The sequence below is a fragment of the Bacillus sp. A1 genome, from assembly GCF_042296235.1.
In the GTDB taxonomy this organism is placed as follows: domain Bacteria; phylum Bacillota; class Bacilli; order Bacillales; family Bacillaceae; genus Bacillus; species Bacillus velezensis.
This window is the reverse complement of the sequence record NZ_CP141181.1, coordinates 1,551,454-1,568,172: the sequence shown is the minus strand read 5'-3', so window position 1 is coordinate 1,568,172 and position 16,719 is coordinate 1,551,454. Positions and strand designations below refer to the sequence as shown.

General features: G+C 46.3%; 17 protein-coding genes. 3 read left to right on the top strand and 14 right to left on the bottom strand.

All coding sequences use genetic code 11. The annotated features are described in order from the left end of the window. Positions 1-102: 102 nt before the first annotated feature. From U2H13_RS07990 to U2H13_RS07960, 7 genes are all read right to left on the bottom strand, one after another. Positions 103-2,022 carry a stage V sporulation protein D gene (locus U2H13_RS07990; RefSeq protein ID WP_003154438.1) on the bottom strand — a complete coding sequence of 640 codons (1,920 nt, stop codon included), beginning with the start codon at positions 2,020-2,022 and terminating at the stop codon, positions 103-105. A gap of 113 nt (positions 2,023-2,135) precedes the next feature. Beyond that, on the bottom strand, positions 2,136-4,280 hold the full coding sequence (gene pbpB, locus U2H13_RS07985) for a penicillin-binding protein 2B (protein ID WP_103526915.1): 2,145 nt from the start codon (positions 4,278-4,280) through the stop codon (positions 2,136-2,138). Between the two features lie 6 nt (positions 4,281-4,286). Continuing rightward, positions 4,287-4,640 carry a cell division protein FtsL gene (gene ftsL / locus U2H13_RS07980; RefSeq protein ID WP_003154442.1) on the bottom strand — a complete coding sequence of 118 codons (354 nt, stop codon included), beginning with the start codon at positions 4,638-4,640 and terminating at the stop codon, positions 4,287-4,289. Positions 4,641-4,679: 39 nt separating this feature from the next. Next, complete coding sequence (rsmH, locus tag U2H13_RS07975) at positions 4,680-5,615, bottom strand: 16S rRNA (cytosine(1402)-N(4))-methyltransferase RsmH (protein WP_007409704.1); 936 nt, start codon at positions 5,613-5,615, stop codon at positions 4,680-4,682. A 69-nt stretch (positions 5,616-5,684) separates the two neighbouring features. Then, positions 5,685-6,116 carry a division/cell wall cluster transcriptional repressor MraZ gene (gene mraZ / locus U2H13_RS07970; protein ID WP_007409703.1) on the bottom strand — a complete coding sequence of 144 codons (432 nt, stop codon included), beginning with the start codon at positions 6,114-6,116 and terminating at the stop codon, positions 5,685-5,687. A gap of 125 nt (positions 6,117-6,241) precedes the next feature. After that, the gene (gene bshC / locus U2H13_RS07965; RefSeq protein ID WP_029973503.1) at positions 6,242-7,861 is read right to left on the bottom strand and encodes a bacillithiol biosynthesis cysteine-adding enzyme BshC; all 1,620 of its coding nucleotides are present in this window, start codon (positions 7,859-7,861) and stop codon (positions 6,242-6,244) included. A gap of 86 nt (positions 7,862-7,947) precedes the next feature. After that, complete coding sequence (locus tag U2H13_RS07960; protein ID WP_022553382.1) at positions 7,948-8,829, bottom strand: 2-dehydropantoate 2-reductase; 882 nt, start codon at positions 8,827-8,829, stop codon at positions 7,948-7,950. Positions 8,830-8,991: 162 nt separating this feature from the next. Here U2H13_RS07960 and U2H13_RS07955 point away from each other — a divergent pair, with 162 nt between their 5' ends. After that, the gene (locus U2H13_RS07955; RefSeq protein WP_007611262.1) at positions 8,992-9,474 is read left to right on the top strand and encodes an N-acetyltransferase; all 483 of its coding nucleotides are present in this window, start codon (positions 8,992-8,994) and stop codon (positions 9,472-9,474) included. A gap of 40 nt (positions 9,475-9,514) precedes the next feature. On the opposite strand, the gene gerR is transcribed toward U2H13_RS07955, so the two are convergent. From gerR to U2H13_RS07940, 3 genes are all read right to left on the bottom strand, one after another. Next, the gene (gene gerR / locus U2H13_RS07950) at positions 9,515-10,090 is read right to left on the bottom strand and encodes a sporulation-specific transcriptional regulator GerR (RefSeq protein WP_014417712.1); all 576 of its coding nucleotides are present in this window, start codon (positions 10,088-10,090) and stop codon (positions 9,515-9,517) included. A gap of 158 nt (positions 10,091-10,248) precedes the next feature. Further along, positions 10,249-10,428, bottom strand: a complete 180-nt coding sequence (gene rpmF, locus U2H13_RS07945) for a 50S ribosomal protein L32 (RefSeq protein ID WP_003154457.1) — start codon at positions 10,426-10,428, stop codon at positions 10,249-10,251. 21 nt (positions 10,429-10,449) lie between these two features. Then, on the bottom strand, positions 10,450-10,968 hold the full coding sequence (locus U2H13_RS07940) for a DUF177 domain-containing protein (RefSeq protein WP_007611260.1): 519 nt from the start codon (positions 10,966-10,968) through the stop codon (positions 10,450-10,452). 208 nt (positions 10,969-11,176) lie between these two features. On the opposite strand from U2H13_RS07940, the gene U2H13_RS07935 reads away from it, so the two are divergent. Next, positions 11,177-12,424, top strand: a complete 1,248-nt coding sequence (locus U2H13_RS07935) for a nucleotidyltransferase (RefSeq protein WP_021493721.1) — start codon at positions 11,177-11,179, stop codon at positions 12,422-12,424. Positions 12,425-12,442: 18 nt separating this feature from the next. Here the strand turns inward: U2H13_RS07935 and U2H13_RS07930 are convergent, their stop codons facing one another. After that, positions 12,443-13,465 (bottom strand): SepM family pheromone-processing serine protease, encoded by a 1,023-nt coding sequence (locus U2H13_RS07930; protein WP_082997972.1) that lies wholly within the window; start codon positions 13,463-13,465, stop codon positions 12,443-12,445. 5 nt (positions 13,466-13,470) lie between these two features. Further along, positions 13,471-14,250, bottom strand: coding sequence for a patatin family protein (locus tag U2H13_RS07925; protein WP_014304961.1), 780 nt, complete (start codon positions 14,248-14,250; stop codon positions 13,471-13,473). A gap of 179 nt (positions 14,251-14,429) precedes the next feature. Here U2H13_RS07925 and ylbJ point away from each other — a divergent pair, with 179 nt between their 5' ends. Further along, on the top strand, positions 14,430-15,656 hold the full coding sequence (gene ylbJ, locus U2H13_RS07920; RefSeq protein ID WP_022553383.1) for a sporulation integral membrane protein YlbJ: 1,227 nt from the start codon (positions 14,430-14,432) through the stop codon (positions 15,654-15,656). An 18-nt stretch (positions 15,657-15,674) separates the two neighbouring features. Here the strand turns inward: ylbJ and coaD are convergent, their stop codons facing one another. Then, a complete protein-coding gene (gene coaD / locus U2H13_RS07915; RefSeq protein ID WP_014417707.1) occupies positions 15,675-16,157 on the bottom strand; it encodes a pantetheine-phosphate adenylyltransferase in 483 nt (160 codons plus the stop codon). A 4-nt stretch (positions 16,158-16,161) separates the two neighbouring features. Then, positions 16,162-16,716, bottom strand: coding sequence for a 16S rRNA (guanine(966)-N(2))-methyltransferase RsmD (gene rsmD, locus U2H13_RS07910; protein ID WP_014417706.1), 555 nt, complete (start codon positions 16,714-16,716; stop codon positions 16,162-16,164). Positions 16,717-16,719 lie beyond the last annotated feature (3 nt).

The following is a 16,719-nucleotide window of genomic DNA, read 5'->3' as shown; positions in this document are numbered from 1 at the left end:
AGCGTAAATAAAAGGATACATCCAGTTAATCTTAAAAGTTATCTTCTTTTTTTCTCTTTATGATAAGAGGCAGCCGAAAACAATCGGCTGCCTCAAAAAGACTCATTCTTCACTCAAGTAAACACGGATCTTTGAGCCTTCTTTTACTTTCGTTCCGGCTGCAGGTGATTGTTTCACAATTTTGCTTCCTTTTCCTGAGGAGTCTATATTCAAATTGACAAGCAGCGACTCAAGATCAGAGACAGACATCCCTACAACATTCGGAACCTCTATTGTTTTTGTGTCGTTCCATTGATATTTTTTCTCGATTTGATTTTTTCGCGGTTTGACGCCGAGCTCGGGCAGACTGTCTCTCATCATATTTCCGACAATCGGCGCGGCGACGGTTCCCCCGAATTGAATCGTGCCTTTCGGATTATCAACCGCGACATACACGACAAGGCTCGGGTCATCAGCCGGTGCAAAACCGATAAAGGAGACAATATGGTTGTTTTCGAGATATTTGCCGTCTTTAACCTTTTGTGCGGTACCTGTTTTTCCGCCGACGCGATATCCTTCCACGAAGGCATTCCGCCCCGTTCCCTGAGCGACGACGCTTTCTAAAGCATATCTGATCTGCTTTGACGTTTCCTGGGAAATAACTTGCCTTTTCGCAATCGGCGATTGTTTCTTAACGGTTTTTTTCGTAACGGGATCAACCCACTCTTTGGCGATAAACGGAGTATAAAGCGTTCCGCCGTTTATTGCCGCGGAAACGGCTGCCACCTGCTGAATCGGCGTGACGGAAACCCCTTGTCCGAAAGCGGTTGTCGCCTGTTCGACCGGTCCGACTCTGTCAAGCGGGAATAAGATCCCCGTTCCTTCCCCTTGCAGATCAATGCCTGTTTTCTTTCCAAAGCCGAAGTCCTTAATATATTGAAACAGCTTTTGTTTTCCGAGCCGTTCCCCCAGCTGTACAAACCCGGGGTTGCAGGAATTTTGAACGACTTCAAGATAAGATTGCGAACCGTGGCCGCCCTTTTTCCAGCATCGGAGGCGGGCGCCGTCGACCTCGGCAAATCCTTTGTCATAAAAGTGGTCTCTTTGCAAGTTTACTTTTTGCTCTTGGAGAGCCGCCGCAAGCGTAATAATCTTAAAGGTCGAACCCGGTTCATATGTGCTCCATACCGGCAGGTTCCGGTTGTAAACGGACGGATCCACCGATTGATAGTCAGCCGGATCAAAATCAGGACGGCTTGACATGCCAAGCACTTCCCCGTTTTTCGGATTCATTGCGACCGCAATCATTCCGTCCGGGTTATATTTCGCCGCTGCATTGTCGAGCTCCCTTTCTATAATCGTCTGAACCTTGGCGTCAATCGTCAATTTCATATCAAGTCCGTCTTTCGGAGGGGTGTAATCATCCGCTTCATCAGGCATTTTCTTTCCCTTGGCATCCGTATAAAATTTCACAGATCCCTTGACACCTTTTAAGTCATCATCATAATAAGCCTCCAATCCGAGAAGGCCCTGGTTATCAATACCGGCAAAACCGAGAACATGGGACAAAAAGCTTCCGTACGGATAATGGCGGATGCTGTCTTCAGCCACATAAACCCCTTTTAAGTCGAGCGCTTTGATTTCTTTCGCTTTTTTATTGGAAATTTTCCGCCCCTCGGGTGAGATTTTTTCTATGGAGGTTTTCTTAGTAATGTGTTTGTAGACCTTCTCTTCCGACATATTTAAAACTGACGCGAGAAGCTTGCCCGTTTTTATGGGATTTTGGATCTGGCGCGGTACGACAAAGACGGTCGGCGCGCTTTTATTAGTAGCCAGCTTCACGCCGTTTCGGTCAAGAATCTCTCCCCGCTCAGGCTCAAACGGCAAATTCCGGCTCCAGGAATCCTTAGCCAGTGAAGTCAGCTTTTCTCCCATCACAAATTGGACATAGCCTAATCTGCTGTCAATGATCAAAAAAATGATTACGCCAAAAAGCAAAACCAGTAATAAACGTTTTCGAACCGTTACATTTGAAACGCGCAAGGGACCGTCCACTCCTTATTTAGGCTTGTTTCAATTTATGCCTCAGCTTGGCCACATAGAACGGCGGCGCATAAAAAAGAAGCCCGCGGGCATCCGCGGACTTCTCTGTCCCGTTAATCAGGATTTTTAAATTTCACCTTGATCACGGTATTTTCTTTCAGTTCTTTGCCTTTTTTCACACTTTGGCTTGAAGCGTAACCTTCACCGCTCACATCAATGTGAATGCCTGATACTTTGCTGAATTGAAGCACTTCCCGTCTCGACCATCCGGACATATCCGGCATCGTCATCTTTCCGTCTGTTTTTAAGAAGATTTTCTGATTGGTGATCACATCTTCTCCAGCTGTCGGATACTGCTCTTTTACGGCAACATCGCTGCCGATGACAATCGGTGTGAGATGTTCATTTTTCGCTTCCTTCTCAGCGCTCTTGACCGTCTTATCTGTCAGGTCAGGCATCTTTTGGCTTTTCGTTTCTTCCTGACCGGAATCTGTTTTTTCCGTCGGTTCGATATTCAGGTAGTGGAGGCTGTTTTTCATCGTCGGGTTAAAGATTTCCGCGACAGGATCAGAGCTGCTTTGACCCGCTTTTAATTGCGGCTGCTGCACGGCTACATAGATGACGAGCTTAGGATCATTTTTCGGCGCCATGCCCATGAATGAAAACACATAGTTGCTCGTTCCCTTTAAATATCCGCCCGTCCCGGCGATTTGCGCGGTTCCCGTTTTACCCGCGACGTCAAATCCTTCAATTTTATAAGGTTTTCCCGTTCCGATGTCTGACGTCACGACTTCTCCGAGCAGGTTCCGGACTTTTTTCGCCGTATCGGCTGAAATCGGCGTGCCTACTTGCTCTGGTTTTGTCTGCTTGACGACTTTTTTCGTATCGGGGTCGACAATATGATCAATGACGTAAGGTTTCATCATTTTGCCGTTATTGGCAATCGCCGTGACGGCCTGAAGCTGCTGGATCGGCGTTATCGCCGATGCTTGGCCGTAAGCCGTAGACGCTTTGTCAAAATCATATTTGTAGTTAATTTTACTTGATACTTCACCGGGCAGATCAATCCCTGTTTTTTGATAGAGCCCGAATTTGTGCAGGTACTCATTAAACCGGTCAAACCCCAGTTTTTCGTTGGCCAGTTTGGCGAAAGCAACATTGGATGACCTCATGAGGCCGTCACGGAAGCTTGTCATACCCCAACCGGCGCCTTCGTTCCAATCTTTAACAGGTTTGCCTCCCACTTTATATGTTCCTGATTTATATTTCTCGTTTGCAGAAAACACATTTTCCTGAATCGCCGCGGCAAGCGTAAAGATCTTCATCGTTGAACCCGGTTCATACGCGTACGACACTAAGTCGTTGTAATAATTGGTGACGTTTCTGATATTCGGGTCGAAACTCGGACGCTGCCCCATCGCAAGCACTTTGCCTGTTTTCGGTTCTACGACAGCCGCCATAATTTTTTTCGGTTTATATTTTTCCGCTACTTTCGTCATGCTGTCTTCTAAAAAGGTTTGAATTTTCTGATCAATGGTTAAATATACATTGTCACCGTTTTTAGGTGCGGTGATTTTTTCTTTGCTGTTCGGAAGTTTCCAGCCGGATTTATCACTTTCGTAAGTGACGGATCCGTCGCGTTCCGTCAGATAGTTATTCAGTATTTTTTCAAGCCCTAAAGAGCCTTGTATCTCGTTTGTTTTTTCATTCACATCGGCATAGCCGAGAACATTTGACAAAAATATGCCGTTCGGATAGTAGCGCTTCGTATCTCTTAAGAAAGAAATACCCGGAAGATTCATTTTTTCGATCTTTTGTTTTTTCGCATAAGAGATATCGCGGCCGGCTGAACCGAATTCCACCTGCTTCGCGCCATCCCTGTTTAAGATGTCCAGAATCTTGCTTTTATCAAGATTGATAACGGTCGCCAGTTTTTCCGCCGTTTTCTCTTTGTCTTTGACATGCTGAGGATGCTTCTTGTCGGTCGTCATCTTTTTATCAAGCACTGCAATGAGCTTATATGTCGCCGTGTCCTCTGCAAGCACTTTGCCGTTCCGGTCAAGAATAGAGCCGCGGCTCGCTTCTATCGTCCGCTTTTTTTCGTGCTGCTCGGTCGCTTTTGTTGCAAGTTCTACACCGTTTGCTTTACCGGTTAATTGAATGTACGCCATTCTCCCGAGAATGACAAAGAAAAAGAGAGCGAAACAAATACTGAGTATCGCTGCTCCTCTGTTCATAAACTTATTTTTTTTCGGCATGGGTTATCATTCCTGTATGTTTTTCACTTTTTTATCTTTCAGATTCAAACCGTGCTTTTTGGCGATATCCATCAGGCGCTGCGGCTGGCTTAAGTCAGCAGCCGTCTTTTCGAGATCACCGATCTGTTTATTCTTCTCAGATACTTTCTCCTCCAGTTTTTGCACCTCAATATTGGATTGGTACGCCGCGTATGCCTTTGATACGATAAACATTGATGTGGAGAGAACGGCAATGGCAAACAGGACGAGCAGCACCTTTTCCCCGAGTGTAATGGAAGCCCTCTTTTTGACAATCACCTTTTTTTCGGGACTTATCACTGGCCGTTGTTGTTTTTCCTGCTGGTAAGCTAAGTTGCTCATAGGCTGATGACCTCCTTTAATGTTGTCATTTGCTGCCCGTTATTTTCGTTTCTCCGCAATGCGGAGCTTCGCTGACCGGGCGCGGTTATTTTCTTCAAGCTCCTCTTTTGATGCCGTAATGGGCTTTCTCGTAATCAGTTTTAATTCCGGTTCAAATTCTTCCGGTATCACGGGAAGACCCGGAGGCAGTTCGGGAAGTGATGATTTTTCCTTGAATGTCGTCTTGCACATTCTGTCTTCCAGCGAGTGAAAAGTGATCACAGACACCCTTCCGCCCGGCTTCAGCACCTCTATCGCTTGCAAGAGGGCCTCTTCAAATACTTGAAGCTCGTCGTTTACGGCGATTCGAATGGCTTGGAATACACGTTTGGCCGGATGACCTCCGCTTCTTCTCGCCGGAGCCGGTATCGCGTCCTTTATTAGATCGACCAGTTGGCCGGTTGTTTGAATAGGCGATTTTTCTCTAGCCTCTTCAATTTTTCGGGCGATCTGCTTGCTGAATTTTTCTTCTCCGTATTTAAAGAAAATCCTCACAAGGTCCTCATACCGCCATTCATTTACGACTTCTTTCGCCGTAAGGGCGGCCGACTGGTCCATCCTCATGTCCAGCGGTGCGTCATGATGATAGCTGAATCCCCGTTCCGGTGTATCAAGCTGCGGAGAGGATACTCCTAAATCAAATAAAATTCCGTCAACACTCGTAATGCCGTGTTCATGTAAACACTCTTTTAAATAACGAAAGTTGCTTTTCACCAGAATAAGCTGTCCTTTGTATTCGGACAATGTTTTCTTTGCGTTTTCAAGTGCTGTGTCATCTTGGTCAAAGGCGATCAAGCGTCCTTTTTCCGATAATTGCTGCAATAAATATGTACTGTGCCCGGCGCCGCCAAGGGTGCAGTCCACATAGGTTCCGTCCGGTTTGATATTTAAACCGTCGACGGTTTCACGAAGAAGTACTGTCTTATGCTGAAACATTTGTGTCGGTCCCACCTTTATCAGGAATGAATTGAATTGTCAGTTGTTGTTGTGATGCACGAAGATCCATTATATATCAAATCCAATCATGTTTTCAGCAATTTCAGCGAATGAATCTTCTTGCTCTTCTGTGTATTGTTCCCATATTACCTTACTCCACAATTCAATTCGATTGGAAACCCCGATGACAACACATTCTTTTTCCAGTTTTGCGTAATTCAGAAGAGATGACGCAATATTAACCCTTCCCTGCTTGTCCAGTTCGCATTCGGTCGCACCGGAAAAAAAGAATCGGGTAAATGCGCGGGCGTCTTTTTTGGTGAGCGGCAGAGCCTTCAGCTTTTCTTCAATCAGCTTCCATTCATTCATCGGATAGCCGAAAAGGCATTGGTCCAGTCCTCTGGTCAGCACAAACTGCTCACCGAGGCCTTCTCTGAATTTTGCGGGTACGATCATGCGGCCCTTTGCATCAACAGTATGCCGGTATTCACCCATAAACATGATAAGGACCCCCACTTTCTCCCCTAAACTCACCACTATCCGCCACTTCTCTCCACAACCTCATTTTACACTGTTTACACATAAAAAAAAACCCTGAACTATTCAGGGTTCTTTAAAACTTTATTTCAAAGTTTGACAATCTGATGTTGGTTTTGAAAAGAAAATGGCAGATGTTTGAAGGTTGTGAAGAATTTTGGACCGTAGCGGTTCAGATAATACATCACATTCCAAATCCGTTCCTGCGGAGCGCCGAGCGGTCTGATGCTGTTTTGGATTCTTTCATAGTCACGCAGCACAAAGCCTTCTTTTTCTTCAATTCTTTTCGTTACCGTCCGTTCTAAAAACAAGAGCTGATCTTGAATGAAAGCGGCATTCTTCTGTAAGAGCGGCTCAAGGCTTGAATCGACCTTCAGCGCTTCGTCCCTTGCGCTTTTATGGACAGCTTCAATCTGCGACTTCGCCTGCTCCATTACAGAAGAAAACTCTTCCGGAATCTGCTCTTCAAAATAATTGTCTTTCAGGTGTCCGGTGCCGTGTTCGATCGCTTCCTGAAGCGGGATATTCCGTTCTGAAAGCTTCTTTTCAATATGGCGCTCAAGAATCGTAATGTTCAGTCTCGGCACTACCGGCGTCATGCGAAAGCCCATTAATGAGAAAGCCTGCTTCAGCTCCCCCCAATAATTGATCTCCCCCGGTCCCGCGATAAACGCCAGAGTCGGGATGAGAAACTCCTGCATAAGCGGCCTTGTCACAACGTTATTGCTGAAACATTCCGGTTTTTCTTCCATATGGGTATGAAGCTCGTCGTTCGTCCACTTCAGGTCAAGCTCTTTAATCATAAAAACGCCGTTTTCTTTTTCAATTAAGAAACGCTCTCCCTCATGTTCGTAAAACAGATTGGCCTGATCTTTGTCCGATTCAATAATCGGGTGATAACCGGCTTCCCGCATAAAACGCTGCTGGTCTGAAACGGCTTTGGCAAGCTCATGATTGTGTTTTAAAATCTGCTGAAACATACCCGTTTCCAGCTTTTTAATCCCCGGATCTCCCGAATTCAACAGAATAAGGCCTTCTTCTTGAAACAAGTCGGCGATCAACAGCTCAAAAAAGTCCGTGAATGTCTCTGATGAGCGTAAACATCGCTTCACGTTTTGAAGGAGTGTGTTTGTGTGATCCGTTTCCTCAAAAGCAGCGAACACTTCATCAATCCAAGCCGCGCATTTTTCCTGATCAAGCTCGGTTTTAGCCGCCGATGTTTTTTTCCAGTACGACTGCGGCAGTTTCTGTTTCACCGGACCTTTATTCTCTGTTGACGTATGCACAAAATTGATTTCTTCCAGATCGTGATCTTCACCCGCCACCCAGAAAATCGGAACGACAGGAATCTGTAACGCCTCTTCCTGCTGTCTGGCAAGTACGATAATGGAGATAATTTTATGTATGGTGTAAAGAGGCCCCGTTAAAAGACCGGCCTGCTGGCCGCCTACAACCGCTGCGCTTTTTGGATCTCTCAGTTTTTCGATGGAGGCCTGCATGGCGGCGGAGTGAAATTTTTCGTGATAGGAGGATAAATAATCCGCTAATTCCTCTCTGGCAAACGGCCGCGAAGACAAGTCATGGAGCCGCTTTTGCCATACGTCCTCTGAATGAATATCATAATCAAAAAATGAAGACATGTTTTCTCCATCTATATAGTGCTGCACAAACTTATTTTGACTTTTGATGGAAAGTTCAGTTAGCTGCATCTGTCTGGAACTTCCTTTCTCCAATAAATAGTTAGGTTTCCGAAATGAGTATAGCATGTTACCGGAAAACCTCAAAAGACTTTGTTTCAGTTTCTTTCTAACGCTTTTATGCTGCGGTGTAAAAACGTGAGATGAACGGCCGGCAATCCGCGGCTTTCCGCTTCTTTTACAAGGTAGCCGATAATCGCATCAACCTCTGTCCGCCTGCCTGCCATGATATCGACGAGCATGGAAGAATGATTTTTTTCCGTCAGTCTGCAAACTTCGCAAACCTTGTTCCACGCTTTTTCTCTATCGGCGAGGCCAAGTATTGTCTCCGCTTCTTCAAATACGTTTCTCATATACTTTTTGTAAGCGTCATTTCTTAACAGCTCTCCGTTTTTCACGCGCAGCAATGCAGTTAACGGGTTGATGCATACATTTATGATCAGTTTTCCCGTTAACAGCCGATACCAGTCGTTTTCATCATATACGGGAAAATCGCGGTGCATGCCGGAAAAGATGCTTTTGAGCGTTTCCGGCCGGGATGCGCTGAATTCACTCCATCTTACGGCTCCCGCTCCCGTATGTTCAACGGCATGATCTGATATCTTTTTTGCTCCGTGCTCAACAGTGCCGGCATAAAGCGAATGATCCGTATGCCAATCTTTCATGTCGTGTATGTGTCCCATGCCGTTTTGCAAAAACAGCACATTCGTCCCTTTTATCGTCTCAAGGTCCCGCAGCACAGCACTGAGCTGGTGCTGTTTAACGGCTGCGATTAAGAGGTCGAATCCGGAAGTGATGCCCGTTTGCGCTCTGCATGCCGCCGTACATTCTATTCCGTCTTTCACAAGTCGTATACCGCCTGAGTTAATCGCATCAGCCTGCTCCGTCCGCCGCGTAATGACCGTTACCTGATGGCGGGACGATAAGTAGTAAGCACATAAAAGGCCTACCGCTCCGCCGCCGATAATTCCGATTTTCACACTGTCACACCCTATATCTGCATTTTTCCATATTATCATAGCAGAAGCCGCCGCAAATTACTTCAATTTCGTTTTGAGCAAAAAGACTGGCAAGCATATTATAGTTGGAATTTTCAATTAAAGCGTTTACAATAATGGTAGAACACAACAAAGGGGGAGTTTGTGTTGAAAATAGAGCGACTGCTCATCAACTTTAAGACACTCGAAGAATTTAAAAGGTTTAAGGAATACGGGATGCAGGAGCTGTCGATGCTTGAAGATCTTCAGGATAATATCATTGAAAATGACAGCACCTCGCCTTTTTACGGGATTTACTTCGGGGATAAACTAGTGGCGAGAATGAGTTTATATCAGGTAAACGGAGGTGCGAATCCGTATTTTGATCAGCGTCAGGACTTTTTGGAACTTTGGAAGCTTGAGGTTCTTCCGGGCTATCAAAATAACGGATACGGAAAAGCGCTTGTTGATTTTGCAAAATCCTTCAGAATGCCGATCAGGACAAATTCACGCATGAAATCAGCAGATTTCTGGGATAAGATGAATTTTGAGCCCGTTAAATATGATATGGCGCGTGATAAAGGAGAAAATCCTTATATCTGGCATCCCGATATGGACGGTGAAATGACATCCGGAGAAACGGCATAATAAAAAACCGGCGGGGCCGCCGCCCCCAGGCCGGTTCATTTTACAGGCTCTGCGCCGATTTTCTGTCGTCTTCTTTTGAATTGACCATCCTTCTCGCTCTGTCCATAATGTCAATTAGCGCTTTATAATCTTCTTCCGTCATCTCCAGCTTGTTTCTCAAGCTTTCATTTTCCTCACGCAGATCCTCGACTTCTTTTTGCAGCGCGGTCAGCTGTTCTGTGAGTTTTTCTTTTTCATGACGCACATCCGCTGCGGCCGGCGACTCTTTAAATTGCTGCAGAAACAAAATGACATCATCAATGGACAGCTCTTTTTCTCCTTCCGCCCTGCGGATCGGAGGCTGTTTGACGGTTCCCGGCATATTGGCGGAATGCACCCCGATCTGCTTTCTTAATTCCTTCCGCTGTTTTTTCGCCAGTTCTATCCCTGACTGATATTGTTTTCTGACATAAGAATTCCATCTGAACCCGCAGGCGGCAGCCGTTCTCGTCAGCGCTCTGCCGACTTCTTCAAAAGCGGAAAGCTGGGTCCCGCCTTCCCGAATATGCCTGAGCACCACTTCGGCCAGCAGCAAATCTTCATCTTGCGTCCACGCGTCTTGTCTCGTTATCGTCAATCGTATCTCCCTCCATATTTGCTCATTTACCTCATACATATGCCGCTGATAGATTAGATAGACTACTGGGGCTCACAATTTTTTCGGCGGAAGCAGGCCGGAGGGGCAAAAAAAAAGAAAAGCGCAGGAACCGAGATTCCCGCGCTTTTCTTCATACATTAATTGCTTTTAACATTTATGTCTTTGCCGTTGTATGATCCGCATGCTTTACATACACGGTGAGACAATTTCATCTCTCCGCATGACGGGCATTCTGTCATACCAGGTACATTTAGTTTGAAATGTGTACGGCGCAATCTTTTTTTCATTTTAGAAGTTCTTCTAAAAGGTACAGCCATTATTCCCACCTCCTTAAAGAGTTAAGATTCATCATCTTGTGTTAAGAGCTTTTTCAGATCCGCAAGTCTGGGGTCGATTTGATTTTTCTTGTCTTCCTCAGAAATCACTTGCCAATCCTTCCCCACTTGGGGAGCGGCTCCTTCTTTTTGTTCAGTTTCACAAAAGACTTGCATAGGAATTTCTAAAAGAATCTCTTCTTTTATGATCGGAGTTAAGTCGACGATATCGTCTTCAGCAATATGAACGTCCTCATCTTCTATATCATCCGACTTATGAAATCTAAACAGTTCTTTTGTCGCGATTGTAAATGGATACGGCACATCAACTAAAGTTCTTGAGCACGGCAAAACCATTTCGCCTGAAATCGTAAAGTCAAACGAAACTTGCTTGGATTCAATCTCCGCGCGGCCCTTCACCCGGACAGGAGAAATGCGGCGGATGTCAGAATTCAATTTTGTCAGCTCATTTAACTCAACTGTTTCATCAAATTCAAAGCTCTTTTTCGCCATTTGATGAAGCTGATAAATCGTCCATTTCATTTGTATCACCTCAGGAAAGCAACAAACATGATTATAGCTTTTCAGAATGTTTTTGTCAATATTTTTTCTTTACAGCATAATGCCGCCGTCATGCAATCGTTGACAGCCGGATAGGCTATGCATACACTAAACGAAACGGACTAAAATATGCACTTCATTTGCAAATGTACCACACGAAGCAAAACATAGCAAGAAAGGCGGGACAAATATGAAAGCAGTCGGCCTGGTTGTTGAATATAATCCCTTTCATAACGGACACCGCTATCATGCGGAACAAGCAAAAATCAAAACGGACAGCAGCGTCGCGGCGGCGGTGATGAGCGGCCCTTTTTTGCAGCGCGGGGAACCGGCCGCCGTCTCAAAGTGGGCCCGGACAAAAATGGCGCTGGAAAACGGCGTGGATATCGTCATTGAGCTCCCTTATATATATGCCGTACAAAAAGCGGAATTATTCGCGCGCGGCAGCGTTTCGCTTCTTCATCATTTAGGATGCAGCAGCTTGTTTTTCGGCAGCGAAAACGGGCGGATCGAACCCTTTATTGAAGCGTCTGAAGCGTTCAGCCGAAAGGAAGATGACTGCAGCCTGATTCTGAAAGAGGAGCTGAAAAAGGGTCTCAGCTATCCTGCCGCCGCCTCAAAAGCTTTTTCACACATATTCAAAGGGCGGGACATGCTCGATTTGTCCAAGCCGAACAATATTCTCGGTTTTCACTACGTTAGAGCGATACACACCTCCGGTTCCGCTATGAAGCCTTATACAACAGCCAGAATCGCTTCCCAATATCATGACGCCGAGCTTCCCGGAGATAACAGCCGGATAGCCAGCGCAACAAGCATCCGGAGAGCGCTGATAGAAAAAGGAACGGCGGCCGCAAAGAGCTTTCTCCCGGAAGCATCTGCGCGTCAGCTGGAGGCATACAGAAATTCATACGGAATATGGCACAGCACGGAAGACTATTTTTCATATGTAAAATACAGCCTCAGCACTCTTTCCGCTGAAGAATTGAGCCGAATCTATGAAGTGGAAGAAGGCCTTGAGCACAGAATTCTGCGCACCATCAGACAAGCCCGATCCTATCGCGAAATGATGGAACGATTGAAAACAAAACGATACACGTGGACGAGGCTGCAGCGGATGAACACGCACATTCTGACACGGACGAAAAAAGAAGACATGCATCGGCTCTTGCAGCCTTCAAGCGCTCCTTATATCCGTCTTCTCGGAATGACGAAAAAAGGACAGGCGTACCTGTCGGCAAAGAAAAAAGAGCTTACCGCACCTCTCGTCAGCAAGCTCTCTTCTTTCTCTCATCCCGCTCTGGATCTGGACATACTGGCGGGACGGGTTTACAGCCTGCCGATAAAAGAACCTGAACGCACATTGTTTGAGAAGCAGGAATTTTCACAAGCCCCGATCCGCTATGATGAAGACGAAAAGCGTTTTTTGAATGCGTAAAAAAAGCACCTGACTGTATCAGGTGCTTTTTACTTTCAGCTGATCCAAATAGTCAAGTGCGTCCTGCATGGTGTCGACAGGGACGATCTTCATATCGGACTTGATTGCTTTCGCCGTTTTTACCGCATTTTTGTAATCAGAATTTTCAGCTCCGTTTTGATTCGGCGCAAAGAAAATATCTTTTCCCGCTTTGTCTGCGGCGACGACTTTCTGATCGATTCCGCCGATCGGTCCGACTTTGCCGTCCACGTCGATTGTCCCCGTTCCGGCTATATTATAGCCTTTTGTTTCGTCAGGTTTTGTCAGCTGGTTGTAAATTTCTAAAGACATCATGAGACCCGCAGAAGGCCCGCCGATGTTTTCAATGCTGAAATGAAGATCCGGCTTCACTTTCACGTTCCGGTCCGTATATAATGCGACGCCGATTCCCGCTCTTTTCGGGTCGTCCGGGAAGGATTTCAGCACAATGTCAACGGTCTTTTCTTTCGTGTCCCGTTCAATGTGAAACGTTACTTTTTCCCCCGCTTTTTTGCTGCTGATATAATCAATCAGCTTTTCAGCGGAATCATATGTTTTCCCGTCCGCGCTGATGATTTTATCACCGACCTCTATTTTTCCTTTTGCCGGCATGTCAGAGACGACTGAGCTGGCATAAATGCCGTTAAATGAGTATTTCACCTGTTTCCCGGCTTTTTGATAAGCGGCAATGACCGCGTTTTCTTGGGAGCTTTTCATCATTTGCAGCTGGCGCTTCATATAATCCGAGTCCGATTCGCCCTCTTCTTTTATGCTTTCGTCAGGGACGATTTCATCGTAAGGATGCACTTTCGCCCAAAGATATGTATACGGATTGGCGGGGCCTACTTTGACAGTCATCAAGGAAAGGCTTCCTTTTTCAGGATAGCCTCCGTCCACCTTAATCAGCGGTCTCAGCTCTGATGCTTCTCCCGGCTGTGTGATGTAATACGGAAGCTTAATAAATGTAACAGCGATTAATAAGATCAGGATGATAAACACCCAGCGAAAATGTTTTGCTTTCATATGAGTTAGCCCTCCCAGTTCTCTATTTCTTGTTTAATCCGGCCGATCATCCGGTCTGCGGCTTCTTCGCCCGCTGTGATCATATGATCAATGTTGGCAAAAGAACTTGAGCTGAATGATTCAAGAGAAGGGCGGATCATGACGTCTGCGGCAATGGTCTGGTGACGGACCAATTCATTTTGCAGTATATCCATACTTTGCATGATTACATCAAAAATATGTGCCGCCTTTTCCGTTTTTTTCACCCGGGATACGTCAGAGGCGATGACGATATCAGCACCCATATCTTTTACGGCGGAAACCGGGATTCTGTCGACCACCGCGCCGTCGACTAACATACGTCCGTTCATTTTTTGCGGGACGAAAACGCCCGGTATGCTGATGCTCGCACGGACGGCTTCGGACACTGAACCTTTCGTAAAAACGAGTTTTTCGCCGGTCTGAAGGTCGCAGGCCACGATGCCGAGCGGGATCCGCAGTTCTTCTATCGGCTTGCCGTACGTATAGGCATGAACGAGCTGCCTGATGCGGTCTCCTTTTAAAAAACCAAGCCTCGGCATCGTATAATCCGCGTACAGCCGCCGCTTAAATGCTTTAGCGACTTTTTTCATCGTGGCCACGTCATGCCCGGCCGCATAAAAGCTCCCGACTAATGCTCCCATGCTGCTGCCGGCAATCATATCAATTGGAATCTGATGCTTATGTAAACTGGATAACACTCCGAGATGAGCGATGCCTCTTGCCCCTCCCGAACCTAACGCTAACCCGATTGTAGGTTTGGCCAACGCGACGAACCCCCTAATAGACATCCTATACATGAATTCTATGGTCTAAATTGAACCCCTATGCTCGTATATTAGTACAGGATGACAAATAGGTACTTGCCCGGCCGCCTTTAAGGTCTGTTCTATATTTTATCATGATATAAATGTCAGTGTGCAATTTTAGCATCGGGGAGGTAAGAATGAATTTGTCTAAGTTTCATACATTTTTGATTTCATTGTTTTTCATTTTTTTAACGGCGACGGTTATTTCACACCCTCAGGCCTCATTCGAAGCCTCCAAAACCGGTCTTTCCATGTGGTGGGAGGTAGTTTTTCCTTCATTGCTTCCGTTTTTTATTCTATCTGAGCTTTTAATCGGATTCGGCATTGTCAAGTTTGTCGGCCTTTTACTCGAACCCTTTATGCGTCCCATTTTCAGAGTGCCCGGGGTCGGCGGATTTGTACTGGCTATGGGCATGGCTTCAGGCAATCCGGCCGGCGCGAAGCTGACTGCACGGCTGCGCCAGGATAAACAAATCTCCAGAGTAGAGGCTGAACGCCTCGTCTCTTTTACCAATTCATCCAATCCGTTATTTATATTCGCTGCTGTGGCAGTCGGCTTTTTTCATAACGCGTCTCTCGGCATTCTGCTGGCATCGGCTCACTATCTCGGAAACATCGCCGTCGGCCTGACGATGCGTTCATACGGACGGAAAGAAGAAGCGGCGTATACTGGTAAAAAGACGATCGCTCTCCCTTCTCTGAAGGAAGCATTTCTGGCCCTCCACAAGGCGCGGCTTTCGGAAAAGCGGCCGCTCGGAAAAATTTTGGGCGACGCCGTCACCTCTTCTGTACAAACCTTGCTGATGGTGGGCGGTTTTATTATATTGTTTTCGGTTTTCAGCCGGTTATTATCAATCGTACAAGTCATGGATGTGCTTTCTGTATTTACAAACGCGCTGCTTTCGCTTTTTCATCTTCCGGCAAATCTGGACATCCCTCTTATCAGCGGGATGTTTGAAATTACACTTGGGAGCAAACTGGTCAGTGAAGCTGATGCCGACTTGCTGCCGAAAGCCATGATTGTGAGTTTTATTCTCGGGTTCAGCGGCCTTTCCGTACAGGCCCAGGTAGCCGGCATTTTATCGGAAACAGATATCCGCTTTAAACCATTTTTCGCGGCGCGTATCCTTCAGGGCATTTATGCCGCACTCTTTATTCTCTTACTGTGGAAGCCGCTTTACCTTGCATTGGACGAACCTTACCAGTCCGTATTCCTCCCTTTCCGCGATCAGGAAGCGGTATCTGCTGCCGTCAGCGGATGGAATACACTTGTTGAAACCGGACCCGCCATCACGCTGACAGCTCTCGCCGTATACGCATTGATTTATTGTTACAGGCTGTCAGCACGGACAAAAAAAGGATGAGACGCCAATCAGCGCTTCTCATCCTTTAAATTTCTGCTTCAGCGCCTGTTCAACTTCCGGAGGAACAAACTCTGAAACAGGCCCGTTATATTTTGCGACTTCTTTTACGATGCTTGAACTTAAAAAAGAATACTGATTGTTCGTCATCATAAAAAAAGTTTCTATTGATTCGTCGAGCACGCGGTTGACGGAAGTCCCCTGCATCTCATATTCGAAGTCAGAAACGGCTCTGAGCCCCCTGATAATCGCCTTCGCCCGCTTTTTTTTCGCATAGTCGATTAACAGTCCCTGTGACGTCTCGACCGTAACATTCGGTATGTCTTTTGTCACTTCTCTTAACAGCTCACATCGTTCCTCAACTGTAAACAGCGGCTGCTTAGAAGAATTATTGAGCACGCATACGTACACCTGCTCAAACACGTTTGCCCCCCGTCTGATAATGTCCAGATGTCCGTAGGTAACGGGATCAAAACTTCCGGGACATACAGCTATACTTGCCACATCATTACCCCCTATTTCGGTATATCGTCACTCCTGTAAGCCCGTAAATTTCCCTTCTTGTTACGGAAAGCGCGCCGACGGCTTCAGGAAGCGCAACGGCTTTATCATGCTCGGCTACGACAAAACCGCCTTCATTCAGCATGTTCTGCTCATCAATCATTTCGATAAGCGCTTTCAGCTTTTGTTCCTTATACGGAGGATCTAAGAAAATTCCGTCAAAACCTTTTTCCCGTTTCGCCGCGGCATAGAGGGCCCGCTCTGCATCATTGCGGTATACTTCCGCTGAAGACAGCAGATCAAGCGCTTTGATATTCGCTTTTACCGTTTGGATGGCTTTGAAATCACGATCCACAAAGATACAGCGGTCAAATCCGCGCGACAGCGCTTCAATCCCGAGACCGCCGCTCCCCGCAAACAAATCCAGCCCCGTTCCTCCGTCAAAATACGGGCCGATCATATTAAAAATAGACTCTTTTACTTTATCCGTCGTCGGCCTTGTTGATGTGCCCGGCACAGCCTTTAAGGCTCGTCCTTTTCTTGAACCGGAAATTACTCTCATTAT